A 20648-nucleotide genomic window follows, 5' to 3' on the forward strand; every position below is an offset into this window, starting at 1 on the left:
CTGCTATTTATCAAGTAAAAGACGAAAGTGGAATCCGCTTACAATAAAGATATTTGTCCAAGATCTGAAAAAATATCCTTAAAAATATCCTGAGTAACATTGCAAAATTTGTGATTTTTTGCCAAACTAAGGAAAAGGCACTCTAGAATCAAGGATTAGATTGTATTGCCTTTTCATAGTGAGCGGACGTTTATTGATGGCTCGTTTCATCGCTCTGTTGATAGCCCGTGTTACTGCCAGCTTATCAATGTTAGTTTATCAACGTGAAAATGTTGTTTTTTAAGTTAAGCCCGCTACCTATTTGAGCCGTTTGTCAGTTCGTAGCCATTTAGAGTATTACCCCACCAACCTACGAGTCATAACAAGGAATGTTTTATGAAGACCTACCCTCATAGCGCTGAATTTGCCGCTAAAGCTAATACCACTCCCCAAAAATACGCCGAGACCTATCAAGAATCTGTCGAAAATAACGAAGCGTTTTGGGCAAAACGCGCTGAATGGATTGATTGGATAAAAAAACCCACCAAAATCAAAAACGTCAATTATGACCTAAACAATTTTAGCATTAAATGGTTTGAAGATGGTGAGCTTAATCTATCGGTCAACTGTCTTGACCGTCACGTTGCTGAAAACCCTTACAAGCCTGCGATTATTTGGGAAGGCGACCACCCCTCACTTCACAAAATCATCTCATACAAAGAGCTACATTCAGAAGTATGCCGCCTTGGTAGCGCACTGCGTCGTAAAGGCATCAAAAAAGGCGACCGCGTCACCATTTATTTGCCGATGATTCCTGAAGCGGCGGTTGCGATGCTGGCTTGTGCGCGGATTGGCGCGGTTCACTCATTGGTATTTGGCGGGTTTTCAGCAGACAGTCTAGCCAGCCGTATCATCGATAGCCAATCAAAAATTGTCATCACCGCTGATGAATCTGTGCGTGGTGGTAAACATACGCCGCTTAAACAAAATGTCGATCGTGCGCTAGACCATGACGGCACCGAATGTGTTGAAAATGTCATTGTGGTGTACCGTACCGGTGAATCCATCCCAATGAGCGGTCGCCGCGACATTTGGTATCACAACTTAATCGACAATGCCTCTGAAGACTGTCCACCAGAGCCAATGAATGCCGAAGACCCGCTATTTTTGCTTTACACTTCAGGCTCAACTGGTAAGCCTAAAGGCGTGTTACATACCACCGGTGGTTATTTGACCTATGCGCTATCCACCTTCCGTGACGTGTTTGATATCAAAGACAATGACGTATTTTGGTGTACCGCCGATGTGGGCTGGGTCACTGGTCACACCTATGTGGTATATGGACCGCTTGCCAACGGCACAACGACCGTGATGTTTGAAGGGGTGCCACAGTACCCAGATTGGGCGCGTATCGGTCATATTGTTGACAAGCATGACGTTACCATCTTGTATACTGCGCCAACCGCCATTCGCGCGATGATGAAAGAAGGCGATGATTACGTCCGTAAATCAAACCGCTCTAGCTTACGTCTGTTGGGCTCGGTGGGTGAACCTATCAATCCTGAAGCTTGGAACTGGTACTATAACGTGGTGGGCGAAGGACGTTGTCCGATTGTCGATACTTGGTGGCAAACTGAAACAGGGGGTATTTTGATGACGCCAATCCCCAATACGGTTGATCTTAAACCAGGCTCTGCGATGAATCCGCTGTATGGCGTCATGCCAGCGATTGTCGATGCCGAAGGTGCTGAATTAACGGGTGCTGCCGAAGGCAACTTAATCATCAAAGACAGTTGGCCAGGTCAAATGCGTACCATTTGGGGAGACCATAAACGCTTCTTAGAAACTTACTTTAGCACCTATCCCGGCGCTTACTTCACAGGTGATGGTGCCCTGCGTGATGAAGACGGTCATTATTGGATCACAGGTCGTGTGGATGATGTCTTAAACGTCTCTGGTCACCGCCTAGGTACGGCCGAGATTGAAAGTGCGTTAGTATCGCATCCTTCCGTCGCTGAAGCGGCTATTGTCGGTATGCCCCATGAGCTTAAAGGTCAAGGCGTTGCCGCTTACGTTATCTTAAAATCAGGCGAAGAGCCAAGCGAGATGCTCAAAGGTGAAATCAACCGTCATGTCCGTGGTGAGATTGGTCCAATCGCCAACTTAGACTCGCTCTACTTGGTCGAAGCCTTACCGAAAACGCGCTCCGGTAAAATCATGCGCCGTATTCTGCGTAAACTTGCCGCGCATGAATTTGAAGGTTTAGGCGATACTTCAACCTTGGCAGAACCAGAGGTGGTTGATAACCTTATCAATGTAGTTAAAGCCGATAAACAACCCGCTTAATTGCTTACCAAAATTGAAAAAACGTCTGTAGTTACAGGCGTTTTTTTCATTATTTTTTAATTATTAAATATTTTTAAAAATCCAATTCAAATTTTTAATTTTAATGATGATTTAATTAAACCCAATTGCTTACAATTTTGAGCTTAATCATGCGATAATTGGTTATGTTATAATGCCGACCAAAGGCATTTTTAATTAAACCAATATAACAAGGATAAACCGATGACTGATATGACTGCGGCCACAGCGCCATTAGATTTTACCAAACCCATCAAATCGCGTGCTGCGGTAGCTTTCGCTGCGGGAGAACCATTACAAATCGTCGAAATCGACGTCGAGCCACCGCGTAAAGGTGAAGTACTCGTCAAAATCACCCATACGGGCGTCTGCCACACGGACGCATTCACCTTGAGTGGCGATGACCCTGAAGGGGTTTTTCCAGCGGTTTTAGGTCATGAAGGCGCAGGTATTGTGATGGCAGTCGGTGAAGGGGTAACCAGTGTACAACCTGGTGATCATGTCATTCCGCTATATACGGCTGAATGTGGTGAGTGTTTATTTTGTAAAAGTGACAAAACCAATCTATGCGTCGCGGTGCGTGCCACCCAAGGTAAAGGCGTGATGCCTGATGGTACTACCCGTTTTAGCTATCAAGGTCAGCCAATTTATCACTACATGGGCTGCTCGACGTTTAGTGAATATACTGTCGTTGCTGACGTATCGCTTGCTAAAATCAATCCTGAAGCCAATCCTGAGCAAGTCTGTCTATTAGGTTGTGGCGTGACCACAGGACTAGGTGCGGTAAAAAATACCGCTAAAGTACAAGAAGGCGATAGTGTCGCGGTATTTGGGCTTGGTGGTATTGGGCTTGCTGTGATTCAAGGTGCCAAACTTGCCAAAGCAGGACGTATTATTGCGGTTGATACCAACCCTGAAAAATTTGAGTTAGCCCGTGAGTTTGGTGCGACTGATTTTGTGAATCCAAAAGATTATGACCAACCCATTCAACAAGTGATTGTTGAGATGACAGGTTGGGGTGTGGATCACAGTTTTGAATGTATCGGTAACGTCAATGTCATGCGCTCGGCACTTGAATGCGCGCATCGTGGCTGGGGTCAAAGCGTGATTATTGGTGTCGCGGCTGCAGGTCAAGAGATTTCCACTCGTCCGTTCCAACTAGTGACAGGTCGCCGCTGGTTAGGCTCTGCATTTGGTGGGGTTAAAGGTCGCTCACAACTGCCAGGTATGGTGGAGCAAGCCATGCACGGTGATATCCAACTGGCACCTTTTGTCACCCATACCATGGGTCTTGAAGATGTCAATACCGCATTTGATTTGATGCATAAAGGTGAGTCCATTCGTTCAGTGTTGCATTACTAAACCATTACCAAACTTGGCATTATAAAGAATGGGAAATTCACCATGAAAAAAATTGAATCGCATAAATTGCACGGTGGTGACCTACAAGTGTGGCAGCATACCAGTGCTACCACACACACGGAGATGAAATTTGCCATCTATTTGCCACCCAAAGCTATCGTCAATGAAACAGCTGAAACAACAGCTCAAAAATTTGCGGTGCTGTATTGGCTATCAGGGCTGACTTGTACTGAGCAAAACTTTATTCAAAAATCTGGGTTTGCTGAGTATGCCAGTCGTCACAACGTGATTGTGGTGGCACCCGATACCAGTCCTAGGGGTGTCGATTTGAGCGGTAACGATGTGCCTGACGACAGCGCTTATGACTTGGGGCAAGGGGCAGGCTTTTATGTCAATGCGACCCAAGCGCCTTGGGCAACGCATTTTCAGATGTATGACTATATCGTCGATGAATTGCCTAATCTAATCGAACATCACTTCCCTGCCAGTGACCAGCGCAGTATTTTTGGTCATAGTATGGGTGGGCATGGCGCGCTGATGATTGCCCTGCGCAATCCCCAGCGCTATGCCAGCGTGTCGGCTTTTTCACCCATCGTCGCACCGTCACAAGTGCCTTGGGGACAAAAAGCCTTTAGCGCTTATTTGGGCGATGACCAAAGCACCTGGGCAAACTACGATAGCTTAGTGTGGATGAAACAGTCTGCGCATGGTAAAAAATTACCGCTATTGATTGACCAAGGTAGCGGAGATGAGTTTTTGGCTGAGCAGCTCAAACCTGAGCTCTTTGCGCAAGCTGCCAAAGATGCCAATTATCCGATGACGCTACGTATGCAGGACGGTTATGACCATAGCTACTATTTTATCAGTAGTTTTATCGCTGACCATTTTGCGCACCACGCCGCTGCCCTTCAAGCTTAATCACACAATCACTTGTCAGCGCACACGGCTGACAAGTGATTGACCATTTTGCCATCGCATTACCCCCTCCGACATTTAAAATAACCACAAATTTGCGATGATCATTTTGTCCGCGATCCTATCTGATAAGGAAGATTGTCATGGTTGACAAGCGCACTGATATCACGGTAACCCCTACCCATAAAGAGCCCTATTTGCAAGGCGTTGTGTTTCGCTACAGCGTGTTTGTCATTGCCTTTGCTATCCTTGCCCTGGGGATTGTGCTACTCAAGTGGTGGCTGATAGTGATTGGTCTGGTGGGCTTTGTGGTGGGCATTTATGATTTGATGCAAGTACACCATGCCGTCTTGCGTAACTATCCAATCTCGGGACATATTCGTTATCTATTGGAAGAGTTCCGACCTGAACTGCGCCAGTATTTGATTGAAGATGACCAAGCCGCCGTGCCGTTTTCGCGCCAGCAGCGTGCGCTTGCCTATCAACGTGCCAAAAACGTCAGTGATACCAATGCTTTTGGTACCTTAGAAAATCTATACCAGTCTGGCAAAGAATGGTTTTTACAATCAACCCTTAGCTATCCCCTAAAAGAAACCAATTTTCGTATACTGGTGGGTGGTGAACGATGCCTACAGCCCTACTCGATGTCGGTGTTTAATATCTCAGCCATGAGTTTTGGCAGCCTGTCAGCCGCGGCAATCGAAGCACTCAATCAGGGCGCAAAACTCGGTGGATTTGCTCATGATACAGGTGAAGGTGCGATTAGTCCGTACCATAAAAAACATGGCGGCGATTTGATTTGGGAGCTAGGTACCGGGTATTTTGGATGCCGTAATCACGATGGCACGTTTAGTCCCGAAAAATTTGCTGAACGCTCGCGCATTGAGCAAGTCAAAATGATTGAAATCAAGCTGTCGCAAGGGGCGAAACCTGGTAAAGGCGGGGTATTGCCCAAAGAAAAAATTACCCCCGAAATTGCCGAAACCCGTGATGTGCCGATGGATGCAGACTGCGTTTCCCCAGCCAGCCACTCAGCCTTTACTACCCCGCGTCAGATGGTGCAGTTTTGGCAACAGCTGCGTGAATTGTCAGGGGGCAAGCCAGTCGGTTTTAAGCTGTGTGTCGGACAGCCTTGGCAGTTTATGGCGATTGTCAAAGCCATGATTGAAGCAGATAATTACCCTGATTTTATCGTGGTTGATGGTGCAGAAGGCGGTACAGGGGCTGCGCCTGTTGAGTTTATGGATAATGTTGGCATGCCACTACTCGATGGCTTTTTGCTTGTACACAACACGCTGGTGGGTGCAGGGGTGCGTGATAAAATCAAAATCGGTGTCAGTGGCAAAATCATCTCTGCCTTTGATATTGCTCGCATGCTGGCGCTGGGTGCAGATTGGTGTAACTCCGCGCGTGGCTTTATGTTTGCGGTAGGCTGTATCCAATCGCGCGCGTGCCATACCAACAAATGCCCAACTGGGGTTGCCACCCAAGACCCCTATCGTCAGCGGGCATTACATATTCCTGACAAGGCGCAGCGGGTCTATAATTTTCATAAAAACACCCTTAAATCATTGGCAGCGATTGTCGGTGCGGTGGGTTTACATCACCCAAAAGATTTACAAGCCTATCATATCGCTAGACGCCTGGAAAATGGGCAGATTAAACTATTATCCAAGTTTTATTATTTTACGGAACCTGGCGTGTTACTCAATTTATCGGCGCGCTCAGATATTTTTAACCAAATGTGGGTCATGGCAAATCCTGATAGCTTTTTGGCAAATAACGAGGCGTTAATTGCTTACAATCACGATGTGCGTCACGCCCATGACCACAACGAAAAGCGCTTTAATGAAGGCAAATACCCTGAGCGTATCGACAGCTTTGATGAAACCGCAAATAGCTACTATACCTACGATGATGACCCTTCTTAATACTTTGTCCACAAAAAAACCGCTAATCGTTAGCGGTTTTTTTGTGTCAGCTTAGTTTATTCCACCGTGACGCTCTTGGCCAAGTTACGGGGTTTATCAACATCTGTACCTTTGGCAAGCGCAACATGGTAAGACAACAACTGTACAGGAATGGTGTGTACAATGGGCGATAACACGCCAATATGACGGGGGGTGCGAATCACGTGTACGCCTTCACTATCAGAAAAATCACTGTCAAGATCGGTAAAGACAAATAACTCGCCGCCACGCGCCGAGACTTCTTGCATATTGGCTTTGACTTTATCGAGTAAGCTGTCATTTGGCGCTATCACCACCACAGGCATGTTTTCATCAACCAATGCTAATGGACCGTGTTTTAACTCGCCAGCGGGATAGGCTTCTGCATGGATATAGGTGATTTCTTTGAGCTTCAATGCGCCTTCTAGTGCAATCGGGTAATGAATACCACGTCCCAAAAACAGCGCGCTTGGCTTATCAGCAAATTTGCTTGACCAGCTGCTGATCTGTGGCTCAAGATTGAGCGCATATTGAATATCATTGGGCAAGCTGCGCAGCGCATTGGTGTATTCGACCAGTTTAGTGTCATCCACATAGCCACGCACACGACCGAGTGTCACCGCCAAACCAAATAAAGCCACTAACTGGGTAGTAAAGGCTTTGGTTGAGGCGACCCCAATCTCCGCACCGGCTCGGGTGTAGACTACTAACTCACTGGCACGAGGCAAGGCGGATTCCATCACGTTACAGATGGATAGACTATGTTTATGACCCAAAGCTTGTGCGTATTTTAGCGCCTCCATGGTATCTAGCGTTTCACCTGATTGCGAAATGGTGATAATCAATTGTTTTGGATTGGCAATCACCTCACGATAACGGTATTCGCTAGCGATTTCGACATCGGTGGCAATTTTGGCAATACTTTCCAACCAATATTTGGCGGTCGATGCAGCATAATACGACGTGCCACAGGCAAGAATCTTAATACTGTCGATATCATTGAAAACGGCTTCAGCATTTTCACCAAAGTTTTCGGCGATAAACCCGGCATCCAAAAAGATTTCGGCAGTATCTGACACCGCTTTTGGCTGCTCGTAGATTTCTTTTTGCATAAAGTGGCTATAAGCCCCTAGTTCAAGAGACGCTAAGGACACTTGCGAAGTAGTGGCTTTGCGGGTCGCTGGATTGCCTTGTTTGTCAATCATTTGTGCTACGCCATCTGCGGTCAACTGGGCAATATCACCATCTTCAAGATACATGATTTGACGGGTAAAGGCGACAACTGCTGAGACATCCGATGCGATAAAGGTTTCATGCTCACCTAAGCCAATGAGTAATGGACAGCCCATCCGCGCCACCACCATGTTTTGTGGCATATCGTTGGCAATCACCGCAATCGCATACGCGCCATGAAATTGCTGAGTCGCCGCTTGTACTGCATTGAATAAATCACCGCCGTTTTGTACATAGTGCTGGTGCACTGCATGGGCGATGACCTCGGTGTCGGTTTGTGACTCAAAATGATAGCCATTTTGCTGAAGGCGAGCGCGCTCAGCTTCAAAATTTTCGATGATGCCGTTATGTACCACCGAAATCAAATCACCCGAGATATGCGGATGCGCGTTTGGCTCAGTGACGCCGCCGTGGGTCGCCCAGCGAGTGTGACCGATGCCCGTGTGACCATACACGCCGCGCTCTTTGGCAGCGGCTTCCATTAAGGCAACACGCCCCACTCGGCGCACGCGTTTGAGTCCTTCATCGGTTTGCACTGCAATACCCGATGAATCATAACCCCGATATTCTAGGCGTTTTAAGCCATCGGTTAAAAAATCTACCACATTGTCTTGCGCACGAATGGCGCCAACGATACCGCACATAACTGTTCCTTAGTATCCAGTTTTTGGTGTGAGCAATCAAATTTGACTGCTGTGAAAAACAATCCCCCCGTTTACACAGTCGTTAGATTGTTTTATTGTTGCTTAACCAAACGGCTTTATCGTATAAAGCAAGTTTATCGTATTAAGCAAGAATATGTTAAATTTAGGCAAAAATTCAAATATCAAGATTTTTTTTCAGGACGTTGCCAACCCTCAATCGTGACTTGTTTGCCACGGGCGATAGACAGTTTTTCGGCAGGGCAGGCTTTACTGATGGCACTACCAGCGCCAATGGTGGCACGGTCACCAATGGTTACAGGGGCAATCAGCACCGCATTTGAGCCAATTCTGACCTCATCACCGATTTCGGTTTTAAACTTATTGACGCCATCATAATTGGCAGTGATAGTGCCTGCGCCAATATTGGTCTTTTGTCCAATGGTGGCATCGCCTAAATACGCCAAATGATTGGCTTTGGCGCCGCTTGCCATTTGGGTGTTTTTAAGCTCCACAAAGTTACCGATATGCACCTCTTTATCAGTGACCGCATTGGGGCGCAGACGGGCAAATGGTCCGATTTGGTTGTCTTCACCCACTACCGCATTGTCAAATAGACTATAAGGTTGCACCACGGTGCCACTGGCGATTTTGCTGTTTTTGATAATACAACCTGCGCCGATTTTGACGTTATCACCTAGCTCACAGTCACCTTCAATGATGACATTAATATCAATTTGCACATCTTTGCCAACTTTGAGCGAACCGCGTAAATCAAAACGGCTTGGGTCAATCAAATGTACACCTTGTTGCATTAGCGCTTGGGCTTGATGCGTTTGCCAAGTACGCTCTAGATTTGCCAACTGCAGACGGTCATTCACGCCTTCGATTTCAAACTGATGGGTCGGTGATACGGTGGCAATTTCGATGCCATCATCCACCGCCATTTTGACGATATCGGTCAAATAATATTCGCCTTGGGCATTGTTATTGGTCAAGTTATTGAGATATCGATGCAAAATATCATTGGCAACACAGTACACACCGCTATTGATTTCAGTGATTTGTCTTTGCTCATCGTTGGCATCTTTTTCTTCGACAATGGCGATTACTTGGTTGTTGTCACGCACAATACGACCCAAACCAAACGGGTTGGCTAAGTTTAGGGTCAGCATGGCAAAACGGCTGTCTGTATTTGCCAATTTCTCTAAGGTATCGACGCCAATGAGTGGCACATCCCCTGATAAAATCAAGCTTTTCCCATCCGTAGGCAACACCGGCAAAGTCATTTGCACCGCGTGACCCGTGCCCAATTGCTCAGCTTGCTCGACCCAATCAATTTGTTCATCGGCAAAGGCATCTTTGACTTGCTGACCTTCAAAACCATAGATAATGATATTTTTTTGGCTACCTAATTGTTTGGCAGTGGCAAGTACGTGATGTAGCAAAGGCTTGCCTGCCAGCGGTTGCAGTACTTTTGGCTTGCTCGATTTCATGCGAGTGCCTTTGCCTGCTGCCATGATGATGGTGGTTAAGTTGGTCATGGGAATTCCTTATTCTTTTTTAAACTAATTTTAATGATACAACAGATTAAACATAAGTAACGAGCACACTTACAAAAACTATTAGTACAACCCCTGCCATCAGCCCCGCCAAAATGTCATCAATCAAAATACCAAAACCGCCGCTCACATTTTTATCCACCCATTTAATCGGAAAAGGTTTTAAAATATCAAAAAAACGAAACGCGACAAATGCAGCAAAATATAGTAGCAGTAAACTTAACTGATGACCTTGCAATAAAGCATCATCGTAGAAATGCAGCCATAAAATTGGCAAGAGTGACACCCACATGCCGACCCATTCATCCCATACGATATGCGGGTCATCATGTACACCCATCAAATCAGACGTTTTACCGCAGATATAACTACCCACTAGAGCGCCCAGCACTGTAACCGCCAAAAACCCCCAAAAACCCAGCCATAACATTGGAATGGCAACCACCAGTGCGCCCACTGTGCCCCACGTCCCAGCAGCGCGCTTTGGCAATCCTGAGCCTAAGCCGATACCGAGCCAATAAATCAGCTTTTCCCAAACGCTTGCGGTTGGCGGACAAGGCGGGCAAACATTGGCTTTACGGACGTCGGGTTTGTGCAGTTGAGTCATAGGGAGTTCTTTGGCTAAAAATGCTGATAGCCAGTGATCGAAAATTCAATTGGTTGGTTATTATAAGTCAGCCTCAAGCCGTTTTCTGTGACAATTTTGCCAATGGCAAAAATTTTATCCGAAAACTGTTGATTAAATTTGAGAAAATTTTGCTCACTCATGGTAAAGCACAGCTGATAATCATCGCCGCCGTTGAGCTGATGTTGCCACTTATCAGCATTTGGTAAGGCTTGTAATCGCGGATGCGTTGGAATATTGGCCAAATCAACTACCGCACCCACCTGTGATGCGATTAGAATATGACCCAAATCCTGCCCTAGCCCGTCTGAAATATCAATCATGCTATGGGCAAACCCACGTAATTTTTGCCCGAGCTCAACTTGCGGAACAGGTAAATCGAGTGCCGGCTGTAAAGCAATTTGTTGTAAAGCAGTATTGTGCTGCTCAGATTTTTCAGCGTTTAAAATCTGCTGTAAGGCAAAACTTGCTGAGCCAATTTCACCGCTCACACAGATGATATCACCGACTTTTGCGCCCCCTCTGGTAATAGCTTGCCCAGTTGGCACAAAACCCAGTGCAGTGACAGAGATGGTTAAAGTGTTTGATTGGGTAGTATCGCCACCGATAAGCTCGACATCAAATCGGTTGCAAATGTCCGCGATACCTTGGGCGAATGGTTTGAGCCAGTCATCCTGTGCAAGCTTAGCGGGCAAGCTAATACCCAGCAATATCGCATAGGGCGTCGCCCCCATCGCTGCCAAATCGGATAAATTGACCGCGACCGATTTATAGCCGATGGCATAAGCGGATGTTGATAGGGGAAAATGTCGACCTGCAACCAGTGTGTCAATACAGCTCACCAGTTCGCAATCACTTGGCATACTGCTTATCGCGCAATCATCCCCAATACCCACTTGGGTCAAAGGATTGTTGCGTGTACAGTGTTGAAAATGTTGATAAATCAAAGAAAATTCGGACATCTTAGCCATCCGTATCGAGCATAAAAGGGCGTATTGGCTACGCCCTTTACGGTATTATTTTTCTTCTTCAATGGTCGCTTCAGATGGCGGCTGCGGCGCATCCTCTGTTTTGGCTTTTTTGGCATCTGCCTCTACTTCAGGCATACGCGCGTCTTTGGCGATTTTATCCATCACCACATGAATCATTTTATAGCCATCTGATGAGCCAAAATGGGTATTGAGCTGAATCGCTTCATCAATCACTACTTTGTAAGGCACTTCTAAGTGCTGCTTCATCTCATACGCACCGACAAGCAGTACCGCTTGCTCAACTTTATCTAGACGTGTCCAAGGGCGATCAAGTAGGCTGTCGATATAGGCGATTAAGTCATCGCTTTGCTCAATGATTTTGCTCAGTAGCTCGTGATAATAGCCCAAATGCACTGTGTGCATGGCATTCTCACTGCGGGTATGCGCTTCGATTTCGTGCGATGGATTGCCTGTCAACAGCCATTCATATAACCCTTGTACCACAAAACGGCGTGCTTTACGAATCGCGGTCAGGCTGGTTTTATAATTGACGGCGTTGTCTTGACTCGCCTGCTCTGGTGAGGTGTGGGTTGAATTGTCAGTCATATCGCTACCTTATTCACCAGCCATTTGTGCGTCAATTTGACCCAATACGTTAATCATCTCAAGCGCGACCATGGCTGCTTCTGAGCCTTTGTTACCTGCTTTAGTACCAGAGCGCTCAATGGCTTGTTCGATGCTGTCTGTGGTCAAAATTGCATTAATGACAGGCACGTCATAATCCAACCCAATCGCGCCTAAGCCTTTGGCAGATTCACCAGCGACAAAATCAAAATGCGGCGTACTACCACGAATCACCGCGCCTAAACCGATGATAGCGTCAAATTTATCGGTTTGTGCCATACGGGCTACCGCCAGTGGAATTTCCCAAGCGCCCGGTACACGTACGACAGTAATATTGCTGCCTGCGATACCATGACGCAATAAAGTATCAATCGCGCCGCTGACCAAACTTTCTACCACAAAGCTGTTAAAACGTCCTACCACCATACCGATTTTGGCGTGGGCATTGGTGTGTAGTTCACCGCTGATATGCTGTACTTGGGCGAGTTCATTTTGAAGATTTGCCATGATGATTACCTTTAAATTGTAAAAATTAGAATCTGATTTTGCTAGGTATGATACCATTTTTGTTAGGTTTATTCATGTTATTTAGCATGACCCTAGGTTACTCTTGTTAAAATAAAAAATCCGCCATAGCGACGGACTTTTATACAACATAATTAAGCTTATTGGGTCAAAAAGCTTGGCAATACTTTATGACGTTTTTCCAATTCTTTGGCTTTTTTCTTACTGACACCGCCTAATACTTCAATGGCATGACGCAGGCGCTGCAACGTCATATCCGCCCCAATCAAATACATTGAATTCATCACAGGCGTACTTGACTTGCTACCTGCGATGGCAATAAAAAATGGCGACATAAAATCACGCAATTTAATGCCCATCTCGCCTGCCAAACCAGACAATACCGCTTGGATATTCTCCTCCGTCCATACAGGCAGGGTTTCTAACTGCCATTGCGCAAGTTGTAGAATCTCCACAGTTTGTTCAGTGGATAACACTTTATGCTCAAAGTCCACCTCACTAATCGTTGGCAAGTTTTGGAAATAAAAGCTCGACCAATTCACCGCATCTGACAACAAGTTAATGCGTGGCTGAATGGCTTTGGCAATCGCGGTAAGTTTGTCGCTGTCATTTGCCCAATCGAGAATTTTGGTTTTTAACGCTTCGGGTGACAGTGAACGCAACCATTCGCCATTGAGCCAAGTGAGTTTTTCCACGTCAAAAATCGGACCGCCAAGCGATACCCGTTTGATGTCAAAACTGGCAATCATGTCATCCAACGTGAATTTTTCGGCTTCATTTGGCATGGAGTAGCCCATCCGTCCCAAATAATTGAGCAAGGCTTCTGGCAACACACCTGCATCACGGTAATAAGTGATAGATGTTGGGTTTTTGCGTTTGGATAGTTTGGATTTGTCGGGGTTTCTGAGCAGTGGCATATGACAGAGTACTGGCATATCCCAACCAAAATATTTATACAACAGTTGATGTTTTGGGGCAGAGTTAATCCACTCTTCGCCACGGATGACGTGGGTAATCTGCATCAAATGGTCATCGACCACGTTTGCCAAATGGTAGGTCGGTAGACCGTCGGTTTTAAGTAGCACTTGCATATCCACTTGTGACCAAGGAATCTCGACCTCCCCACGTAGCATATCGTCAAACTTACATACACCTTCGTCTGGCACACGCATACGAATGACAAATGGCTTGCCTTCGGCGGCGAGCTTGTCCGATTGTTCACGGGAAAGGTTCGCATAGCGACCGTCATATTTTGGGGTTTCACCCCGCGCCATTTGTTCGGCTCGCATTTGATCTAACTCTTCGGCTGTGGCAAAACAGCGAAATGCATGACCTTTGTCCAACAGTTCTTCAGCGTATTGTTTGTAGATGTCTTTACGCTCGCTTTGGCGATACGGTGCATGTGGACCACCCACGTCTGGACCTTCTGCCCAGTCAAGACCGACCCAGCGCAGCGCGTCCAAAATCATTTGTTCAGATTGAGCGGTGGAGCGCGTTTGGTCGGTGTCTTCAATGCGCAGGATAAAATCGCCGCCATGCGCTTTGGCAAAGGCAAGGTTAAATAGGGCGATATAAGCGGTGCCAACGTGGGGAAAACCTGTGGGGCTTGGGGCAATACGGGTGCGGACTTTTGACATGGATTTCTCAATTTTACAAAAATTTTAAATTAGCGGCTATTATAGCCGACTATCGAATTTTTATAAATTGAATCCTAGCGATGATAGGTGGCTGATAAAATATAAATTTGGAAGGCAACGCTAAATGCCAGATTGACTTTGGCATTTAGCGTTATTTTTGAAGACTAATTCAATTATTTATCCTTGCGATGGCGAATAATTTCAATCACCATAGGTACCACCGAAAACACAATAATGGCAATCATAATCCACGAAAAATGTTCTTTGACAAAAGGTAATTGACCAAAAAAATAGCCTAGCGTGGTAAAAGATACGACCCATAATACCGCGCCAACGATGTTATAGCGAGCAAACTGGGCATAATTCATGTTACCCATACCGCCTACAAACGGCGCGAAAGTGCGCACAATGGGAATAAAACGGGCAATAATAATGGTGCGTCCGCCGTATCTTTCATAATAATCGTGGGTTTTTTGCAAATAGCTTTGCTTAAAAATCTTGGAATTGGGATTGGAAAATAACTTTTGCCCAAAGTGTTTGCCAATCTCAAAATTGACAAAATCGCCCAATACTGCCGCCACAATCAATAAACCAATCAGCACAAAGATATTCATATCGCCCACTGCGGCAATGGTGCCTGCGGCAAACAACATCGAATCCCCGGGCAAAAATGGCAACACCACCAGACCCGTCTCGCAAAACACAATGGCAAACAAAATCGCATAAATCCAATTACCATAGTTGTTGACCAGCTCTTGTAAATGATCACCGATATGCAAAATAAAATTTACCAACCACATGGGCTATCCTTATAATTTTAGACAAAACGACAAAATATAACTAATCTACAGTCGTTATATGAAGGCAACATTAAGCAGGCATCATTATAGCAAGAATGGGTAAAAATTTTGTGTTTTTAGGCAAAAATCATCTTGACAGCAAAATCAGTTTTCAATAAAATACGCGCACTCTTAGGCAAAGCAGTCTAAATAATTCCCAAAAATGGGGCTATAGCTCAGTTGGTAGAGCACTTGCATGGCATGCAAGGGGTCAGCGGTTCGACTCCGCTTAGCTCCACCACTATTAAGTCTGCTTAGAGCACCTCGTGCGATTGCGTCCCCATCGTCTAGAGGCCTAGGACATCGCCCTTTCACGGCGGTAACCGGGGTTCGAATCCCCGTGGGGACGCCACTTATTTTAAAAAAAGCCATTGTCTGACGGACGATGGCTTTTTTGTTTTTGCTATCTGTTTCTGGTAGGAATTTTTGCTATCTAGTATTGCCTTGACCCACGCTAGGTTACATAGGTTACATAGCTTACAATGTTTTGCTTTTCTCCATGCCTCATGCCCCACAAAATCAATTTTCCTTACGCTCAGTTGACGCTTTGTCATCAAAATTAGCATATAATTGAGCGCGCAATTGCGTATGTGATAAATGACTTTGTGGCTATCTGCTTTAAGCTACTTGATTCTAGCTACTTGATTTAAGCCACTAAATTTTACCACTTGAGTTTTGACTCGCTGATTTTAAGCTATTGGGAACCTGGGCGAAGACTATGGCAAATTTTAACACCCACATAAGCGTGGCTTTTGTTGCCAGTGGCGTCACTGGCTTGGTGATTTATAAAGCAGGGATGCTGACCGCGCCTGAATATTTAATGTGTGTGGTGGCTGGTACAATTGGTGGCTTGCTGCCCGATATTGATTTGGACCACTCGGTACCCGCGACCGTAGGATTTAATGTCGTATCGCTGTTGTGCGCATTTTTTATTGTTATCTTGTGTGTCGGGCAGTTTTCGTTGGTTGCATTGGCAGGATTGTGGTTAGCATCTTATTTGCTGATGCGCTACGGTGTGTTTAATTTATATAGCAAATTGACAGTGCACCGCGGTATCGTGCACTCGATTCCCTATCTGGGGATTATGGCGATGACCCTCGTGTACGCAAGCTTCTATGGGTTTAAGCAAGGCGCTGTTATCAGTTGGTTTTTGGGGCTGTTTTTGATGTTTGGCGCCATTGTTCATCTGCTGTTAGATGAGATGTTTAGCGTCAACCTATTGGGGCTGAGTGTCAAAAAATCTTTTGGTACCGCGTTTAAAGTGTTTAAATTCGATCAAATAGGCTGGTATTTGGGCTTATATGCCGTGTTGGCCGCCATGATTGTGTTTGCCCCGCCGTTTAAAATATTTTGGCAGACGCTACAAGACCCGATTAGTTGGCTTATTTTAAAGAAAAATATCTTGCCTACCGCCATCAACCTACCGAACATTCATTAACATGATACATACGTCACCTTGCCCGTGTGGCTCTACACTGTCTTATGCTCATTGCTGTGCGCCCCTGCATGTGGGGCAAAAAACCGCCGACACCGCCGAACAGCTAATGCGCGCTCGGTATGGGGCATTTGTGCTTCAACATGTCGAGTATATCTTTGCCACCACCGCGCCTTTTCAGCAGCCGCTACTCGATACAAAAGCAATTAGCGACTGGGCGCAGCAGACTGACTGGGCAGGACTTGAAGTCATCAACCATCTAGCAAAACTTGGCAAACGTCACGCTCAAGTGGAGTTTAAAGCCTACTTTCACTTGCCTGCATCAGCTGTGCACTCCGCTGGTTTGGATTTAGCTGTTTTAGACAACAAAGGTTTAGACAGCAAAGACGTCCATCATGAGCTATCCACCTTTGTGAATATTCCCAACCATGGCAACAGCCGTTGGTATTTTTTGGATCCAACAGTGGTCATGTCTGTCACCCAAAAGCAGCCTTGCCCCTGCGGCAGTGGTGAGAAATACAAACGCTGCTGCGGACAGTTTTTGGCTTAATCGATGCGCCATTGATAACAAAAACTTTAACAACCGCTCTACAATTTTTTTGTTTTTTAAAAGGGCTTTTTTGCTAGACTAATTTTATTTGCGATTTTGCGATAAAGACAATGATATTAAAGGAGAGTCCCATGCCAGCGCTACGCCAAGATATTGATCCAGACGGTTTATTAGAATACTCTGTGGTGTACACCGACCGCTCGCTCAATCACATGTCCAAAAAATTCCAAACCGTGATGAATGATTTGTCCACAAGCTTAAAAAACGTGTATAACGCCGATGCGGTGGCAATCGTGCCCGGTACAGGGAGTTACGGTATGGAAGCGGTTGCGCGCCAGCTTGCCACTGACCAAACAGTGCTCATCATCCGTAACGGTTTTTTTAGTTTTCGCTGGACGCAAATCCTTGAAAAAGGTCGTATCACGGATGACGTGACTGTCCTGACCGCACACATCGGTGATAGCAACCAACAACAGCAGTTTGAGCCAGTGGCAATCGAGACGGCTGTCGCTGAGATTCAATCCAAAAAACCTGCGGTGGTATTTGCCCCCCATGTCGAAACCGCGGCAGGCTTGATGCTGCCTGATGACTATATTAAACAACTTGCCGATGCGGTACATAGTGTCGGTGGTTTACTGGTCATCGACTGTATCGCCTCAGGCTGCGTGTGGCTGGATATGAAAGCGTTGGGCATTGATGTGCTCATCTCTGCGCCACAAAAAGGCTGGTCAAGCACGCCATGTGCGGGACTAGTAATGATGAATGAACAAGCCGTTGCCAAAGTGGAAGCCACCGAATCGACCAGTTTTGGGCTCGATCTCAAACAGTGGCTCACTATCATGCGCGCTTATGAAAATGGCGGTCATGCATATCATGCGACGATGCCAACCGATGGGCTGACCAAATTCCGCGATACCGTCAAAGAAGCCGAAGCGATTGGACTTGATAAACTCAAAAGCGCCCAATTTGAATTGGGTCAAAAAGTGCTCTCTGTCCTCAATCAACACGATATTATCAGCGTCGCAGCTGAAGGCTACCAAGCACCCGGTGTGATTGTGGTCTATACTGAGCGTGATGATATGCACAAAGGTGCAGCATTTGCAGCCCAAGGTTTACAAATTGCAGGCGGCGTCCCACTGAAAGTTGGCGAACCCGACAGCTTTAAAACATTCCGTTTGGGGCTATTTGGGTTAGATAAATTAATAGATGTCGACGGCACAGTCAGCCGTTTTAAGCAAGCGCTTGAGAAAGTATTAGCTTAATTATCAGCGTATGTATTAGCGCATTGATTAGCATAACAACGGTTTATTTTAAAAGCTCTGTGAAACAGGGCTTTTTTTATCTCTTAACACTCACTCATACAGCCTTTTTGCTATGCGAAAGGTATTGCAATGGGCTTCCACCACATCGTCGATGTTTTCTGAGTAGCCGCCACCCATCACCACCGCCACTGGGATCCCATTGGCTTTGGCTTGGCTAAATACAAACGCATCACGCTTGGCACAGCCGTCACGGGTGAGCGCAAGTTTACCGAGCTTATCGGTGGCGAGCACATCCACAGCAGACTGGTAAAACAGCATATCGGGTTTCACTTTTGCAATAAGTCTGGGCAGCGTATCCATTAATATTGCTAAATACGCCTCATCGCCTGTCTCGTTTGGCAAATCAATATCCAAATCGGATGCTTGCTTGCGAAATGGATAGTTTTTTGCGCCATGCATGCTAAAGGTGAATACCCGAGGTTCATTTGCCATCAAATGCGCTGTACCGTTGCCTTGATGCACATCCAAATCCACGGTCAGAATTTGGGTCGCCTGTCCACGTGCCAACAATAAATTACTCGCCACCGCCACATCGTTAAACACGCAGAACCCTTCGCCATGATCGGCAAAGGCATGGTGGGTGCCGCCTGCGATATTGAGCGCGACACCGAATTGTTTGGCGAATAGCGCGCATTCATAAGTGCCATGGGCAATCACACGTTCCCGTTCAACGAGCCTTGGCGTCATCTCAAAGCCGATGGCACGCGCGTCCTTGGCGGGCAATGTTTGGTGTTTTAGATGCTGCCAGTACCTTTGGGTATGGGTGGTGAGAATTTCGTCTTCGCTCAATCGCTGCGGGGCAAAAAAATTGGCTTGGGTGAATGTACCCTCCGCCAGTAACCGCTCGGCAATCATCGGATATTTTTGCATAGGGAAACGGTGACGCTCGGGGACGTCATATTTAAAAATATCAGAATAAGCGACTTTTATCATATTATAAGCTCGCCCCTACTTTGCGGGCGATGGCAATGCCTTCTTCAATGGTTAAGCATGTCGGATTATCAGGCGTGTCTTTAAATAAAATATCGCCATCCCGAAACATCAAACATTCATCCACATACAGCTGTTGCCAGTGTTCGTTGTAAGTCAAAGGAATGGTTGTAATCAGGGTCACTTTATCGGTCTGCGAGGTCACCTCGCTAAAATCAATCGCCAGCTCACTGTCAGCGAGTTTTGCCTCACCAAATGGCGCTTTACGGGTGATAAAAAATAGCAAACTCCCTGCATACGCTAGCTGCCAATCGCCATTGCTAATGAGACAATTAAACAAGCCCAACGCCGATAACTCACGACAAATCGTGGTCAAAAACTGGAATAACACCGCGTCGCTGGGCGGCTCACTAAATTGTGATTTGAGTCGATTGAGCAGATAACAAAACGCCATCTCCGAATCGGTTGTACCTACGGGCTGATAGTGGGTGGGCACAGGGCTGAGCTGATCAATAAAATCCATCTGTAATTGCCCATTATGCGCAAATGCCCATTCCTCGCCCCATACCTCACGGACAAATGGGTGGGTATTAGCCAAGCAATTTGTGCCTTGCGTGGCTTTGCGAATATGACTAATCACATTCATCGCCTTAATCGGATAACTATTGACTAAATCCGCCACCGGTGAACAGAAACTTGGCTTGTCATCGTGAAATTGACGCAGACCTGCTTTACCATTACCCTGCGATGGGTCGGGATTTTTTTCAAAAAATACAATACCAAACCCATCGGTATGGATATCGGTCTGCCCGCCCCGCTGACGAAACCCCGCAAAGCTAAAATGAATATCGGTGGGTGTGTTGCAATTCATACCCAGAAGTTGGCACATGGTGATTAGGGTTCCTTTCTACTGCAATTTTGCTGAGTCGTTATGGTCTACCAAGTCGTCATCCGCTAGTTGCGAGGTGTCATCGATATTATTGAGCAAAGCTTTGGCTTGCTCAACATCTTCAGGGGCAACCCATAGCACACCGCCTGTGTTTAATCCCATCAAATCAACAAGTTGGGTCTGTACGTTGATGCCGTTGTTTTGTAAATAGATGGCATGGGTTTCTGCCAATAAGTTGGTCGGGTATTCGGCAAGTTTCTGCCAGTTGTTAATATCATTCATCTTTACTATTCCGA

Annotated in this window: 18 protein-coding genes and 2 tRNA genes; 9 read left to right on the top strand and 11 right to left on the bottom strand. The window is 46.2% G+C overall.

Going from position 1 to position 20648, the window contains the following annotated elements; translation table 11 throughout:
- The first annotated feature begins 375 nt into the window (after positions 1–375).
- From acs to RT143_RS03995, 4 genes are all read left to right on the top strand, one after another.
- Entirely contained in the window at positions 376–2325 is a 1950-nt protein-coding gene (gene acs, locus RT143_RS03980) for an acetate--CoA ligase (RefSeq protein ID WP_313091340.1), read from the top strand.
- 270 nt (positions 2326–2595) lie between these two features.
- Positions 2596–3705, top strand: coding sequence for an S-(hydroxymethyl)glutathione dehydrogenase/class III alcohol dehydrogenase (locus tag RT143_RS03985; RefSeq protein WP_313091440.1), 1110 nt, complete (start codon positions 2596–2598; stop codon positions 3703–3705).
- 42 nt (positions 3706–3747) lie between these two features.
- Complete coding sequence (fghA, locus tag RT143_RS03990) at positions 3748–4623, top strand: S-formylglutathione hydrolase (protein WP_313091341.1); 876 nt, start codon at positions 3748–3750, stop codon at positions 4621–4623.
- 140 nt (positions 4624–4763) lie between these two features.
- Positions 4764–6551 (top strand): FMN-binding glutamate synthase family protein, encoded by a 1788-nt coding sequence (locus RT143_RS03995; RefSeq protein ID WP_313091342.1) that lies wholly within the window; start codon positions 4764–4766, stop codon positions 6549–6551.
- Positions 6552–6607: 56 nt separating this feature from the next.
- Here RT143_RS03995 and glmS read toward each other — a convergent pair whose 3' ends face one another.
- The 8 genes from glmS to RT143_RS04035 all read right to left on the bottom strand — a co-directional run bounded on the left by glmS (position 6608) and on the right by RT143_RS04035 (position 15187).
- Positions 6608–8446, bottom strand: coding sequence for a glutamine--fructose-6-phosphate transaminase (isomerizing) (gene glmS / locus RT143_RS04000; RefSeq protein WP_219299588.1), 1839 nt, complete (start codon positions 8444–8446; stop codon positions 6608–6610).
- A gap of 182 nt (positions 8447–8628) precedes the next feature.
- Positions 8629–9987: a bifunctional UDP-N-acetylglucosamine diphosphorylase/glucosamine-1-phosphate N-acetyltransferase GlmU gene (gene glmU / locus RT143_RS04005; protein WP_313091345.1), complete on the bottom strand. Its 1359-nt coding sequence runs from the start codon at positions 9985–9987 to the stop codon at positions 8629–8631.
- Between the two features lie 46 nt (positions 9988–10033).
- Positions 10034–10612, bottom strand: a complete 579-nt coding sequence (locus RT143_RS04010) for a phosphatidylglycerophosphatase A family protein (protein WP_313091347.1) — start codon at positions 10610–10612, stop codon at positions 10034–10036.
- A gap of 14 nt (positions 10613–10626) precedes the next feature.
- Entirely contained in the window at positions 10627–11592 is a 966-nt protein-coding gene (thiL, locus tag RT143_RS04015) for a thiamine-phosphate kinase (RefSeq protein WP_313091348.1), read from the bottom strand.
- A gap of 54 nt (positions 11593–11646) precedes the next feature.
- Positions 11647–12207 (bottom strand): transcription antitermination factor NusB, encoded by a 561-nt coding sequence (nusB, locus tag RT143_RS04020; RefSeq protein WP_313091350.1) that lies wholly within the window; start codon positions 12205–12207, stop codon positions 11647–11649.
- Positions 12208–12216: 9 nt separating this feature from the next.
- Positions 12217–12732: a 6,7-dimethyl-8-ribityllumazine synthase gene (ribH, locus tag RT143_RS04025; protein ID WP_007115135.1), complete on the bottom strand. Its 516-nt coding sequence runs from the start codon at positions 12730–12732 to the stop codon at positions 12217–12219.
- A gap of 158 nt (positions 12733–12890) precedes the next feature.
- Positions 12891–14387, bottom strand: coding sequence for a glutamate--tRNA ligase (gltX, locus tag RT143_RS04030; protein ID WP_313091352.1), 1497 nt, complete (start codon positions 14385–14387; stop codon positions 12891–12893).
- A gap of 173 nt (positions 14388–14560) precedes the next feature.
- The gene (locus tag RT143_RS04035) at positions 14561–15187 is read right to left on the bottom strand and encodes a DedA family protein (RefSeq protein WP_050325648.1); all 627 of its coding nucleotides are present in this window, start codon (positions 15185–15187) and stop codon (positions 14561–14563) included.
- A 204-nt stretch (positions 15188–15391) separates the two neighbouring features.
- On the opposite strand from RT143_RS04035, the gene RT143_RS04040 reads away from it, so the two are divergent.
- From RT143_RS04040 to RT143_RS04060, 5 genes are all read left to right on the top strand, one after another.
- Positions 15392–15467: transfer RNA gene (locus RT143_RS04040), tRNA-Ala, on the top strand.
- A gap of 35 nt (positions 15468–15502) precedes the next feature.
- Positions 15503–15578, top strand: a tRNA-Glu gene (locus RT143_RS04045).
- Between the two features lie 366 nt (positions 15579–15944).
- Positions 15945–16664, top strand: a complete 720-nt coding sequence (locus tag RT143_RS04050; RefSeq protein WP_313091353.1) for a metal-dependent hydrolase — start codon at positions 15945–15947, stop codon at positions 16662–16664.
- A gap of 1 nt (position 16665) precedes the next feature.
- Complete coding sequence (locus tag RT143_RS04055; RefSeq protein ID WP_313091356.1) at positions 16666–17211, top strand: YchJ family protein; 546 nt, start codon at positions 16666–16668, stop codon at positions 17209–17211.
- Between the two features lie 131 nt (positions 17212–17342).
- Positions 17343–18473, top strand: a complete 1131-nt coding sequence (locus RT143_RS04060; RefSeq protein WP_313091358.1) for an aminotransferase class V-fold PLP-dependent enzyme — start codon at positions 17343–17345, stop codon at positions 18471–18473.
- Between the two features lie 90 nt (positions 18474–18563).
- On the opposite strand, the gene RT143_RS04065 is transcribed toward RT143_RS04060, so the two are convergent.
- Genes RT143_RS04065 through RT143_RS04075 form a run of 3 tightly spaced genes read right to left on the bottom strand, consistent with a single transcriptional unit; the run spans position 18564 to position 20634 of the window.
- Positions 18564–19466, bottom strand: a complete 903-nt coding sequence (locus RT143_RS04065) for a histone deacetylase family protein (RefSeq protein ID WP_313091360.1) — start codon at positions 19464–19466, stop codon at positions 18564–18566.
- A gap of 1 nt (position 19467) precedes the next feature.
- On the bottom strand, positions 19468–20352 hold the full coding sequence (locus RT143_RS04070) for a class II glutamine amidotransferase (protein ID WP_313091363.1): 885 nt from the start codon (positions 20350–20352) through the stop codon (positions 19468–19470).
- 18 nt (positions 20353–20370) lie between these two features.
- Positions 20371–20634: a hypothetical protein gene (locus RT143_RS04075; RefSeq protein WP_313091364.1), complete on the bottom strand. Its 264-nt coding sequence runs from the start codon at positions 20632–20634 to the stop codon at positions 20371–20373.
- Positions 20635–20648 lie beyond the last annotated feature (14 nt).

It is taken from the genome of Moraxella sp. CTOTU48268 (assembly GCF_032069585.1).
In the GTDB taxonomy this organism is placed as follows: domain Bacteria; phylum Pseudomonadota; class Gammaproteobacteria; order Pseudomonadales; family Moraxellaceae; genus Faucicola; species Faucicola cinerea.

Bases quoted from the DNA above. Each gene is read 5' to 3' on its own strand.
- RT143_RS04010 (WP_313091347.1), bottom strand. From the start codon at position 10,612: ATGACTCAACTGCACAAACCCGACGTCCGTAAAGCCAATGTTTGCCCG.
- gltX (WP_313091352.1), bottom strand. From the start codon at position 14,387: ATGTCAAAAGTCCGCACCCGTATTGCCCCAAGCCCCACAGGTTTTCCC.
- ribH (WP_007115135.1), bottom strand. From the start codon at position 12,732: ATGGCAAATCTTCAAAATGAACTCGCCCAAGTACAGCATATCAGCGGT.
- RT143_RS04075 (WP_313091364.1), bottom strand. From the start codon at position 20,634: ATGAATGATATTAACAACTGGCAGAAACTTGCCGAATACCCGACCAAC.
- acs (WP_313091340.1), top strand. From the start codon at position 376: ATGAAGACCTACCCTCATAGCGCTGAATTTGCCGCTAAAGCTAATACC.
- RT143_RS03995 (WP_313091342.1), top strand. From the start codon at position 4,764: ATGGTTGACAAGCGCACTGATATCACGGTAACCCCTACCCATAAAGAG.
- fghA (WP_313091341.1), top strand. From the start codon at position 3,748: ATGAAAAAAATTGAATCGCATAAATTGCACGGTGGTGACCTACAAGTG.
- thiL (WP_313091348.1), bottom strand. From the start codon at position 11,592: ATGTCCGAATTTTCTTTGATTTATCAACATTTTCAACACTGTACACGC.
- glmS (WP_219299588.1), bottom strand. From the start codon at position 8,446: ATGTGCGGTATCGTTGGCGCCATTCGTGCGCAAGACAATGTGGTAGAT.
- RT143_RS04070 (WP_313091363.1), bottom strand. From the start codon at position 20,352: ATGTGCCAACTTCTGGGTATGAATTGCAACACACCCACCGATATTCAT.
- glmU (WP_313091345.1), bottom strand. From the start codon at position 9,987: ATGACCAACTTAACCACCATCATCATGGCAGCAGGCAAAGGCACTCGC.
- RT143_RS04055 (WP_313091356.1), top strand. From the start codon at position 16,666: ATGATACATACGTCACCTTGCCCGTGTGGCTCTACACTGTCTTATGCT.
- RT143_RS04035 (WP_050325648.1), bottom strand. From the start codon at position 15,187: ATGTGGTTGGTAAATTTTATTTTGCATATCGGTGATCATTTACAAGAG.
- nusB (WP_313091350.1), bottom strand. From the start codon at position 12,207: ATGACTGACAATTCAACCCACACCTCACCAGAGCAGGCGAGTCAAGAC.
- RT143_RS04065 (WP_313091360.1), bottom strand. From the start codon at position 19,466: ATGATAAAAGTCGCTTATTCTGATATTTTTAAATATGACGTCCCCGAG.
- RT143_RS04060 (WP_313091358.1), top strand. From the start codon at position 17,343: ATGCCAGCGCTACGCCAAGATATTGATCCAGACGGTTTATTAGAATAC.
- RT143_RS04050 (WP_313091353.1), top strand. From the start codon at position 15,945: ATGGCAAATTTTAACACCCACATAAGCGTGGCTTTTGTTGCCAGTGGC.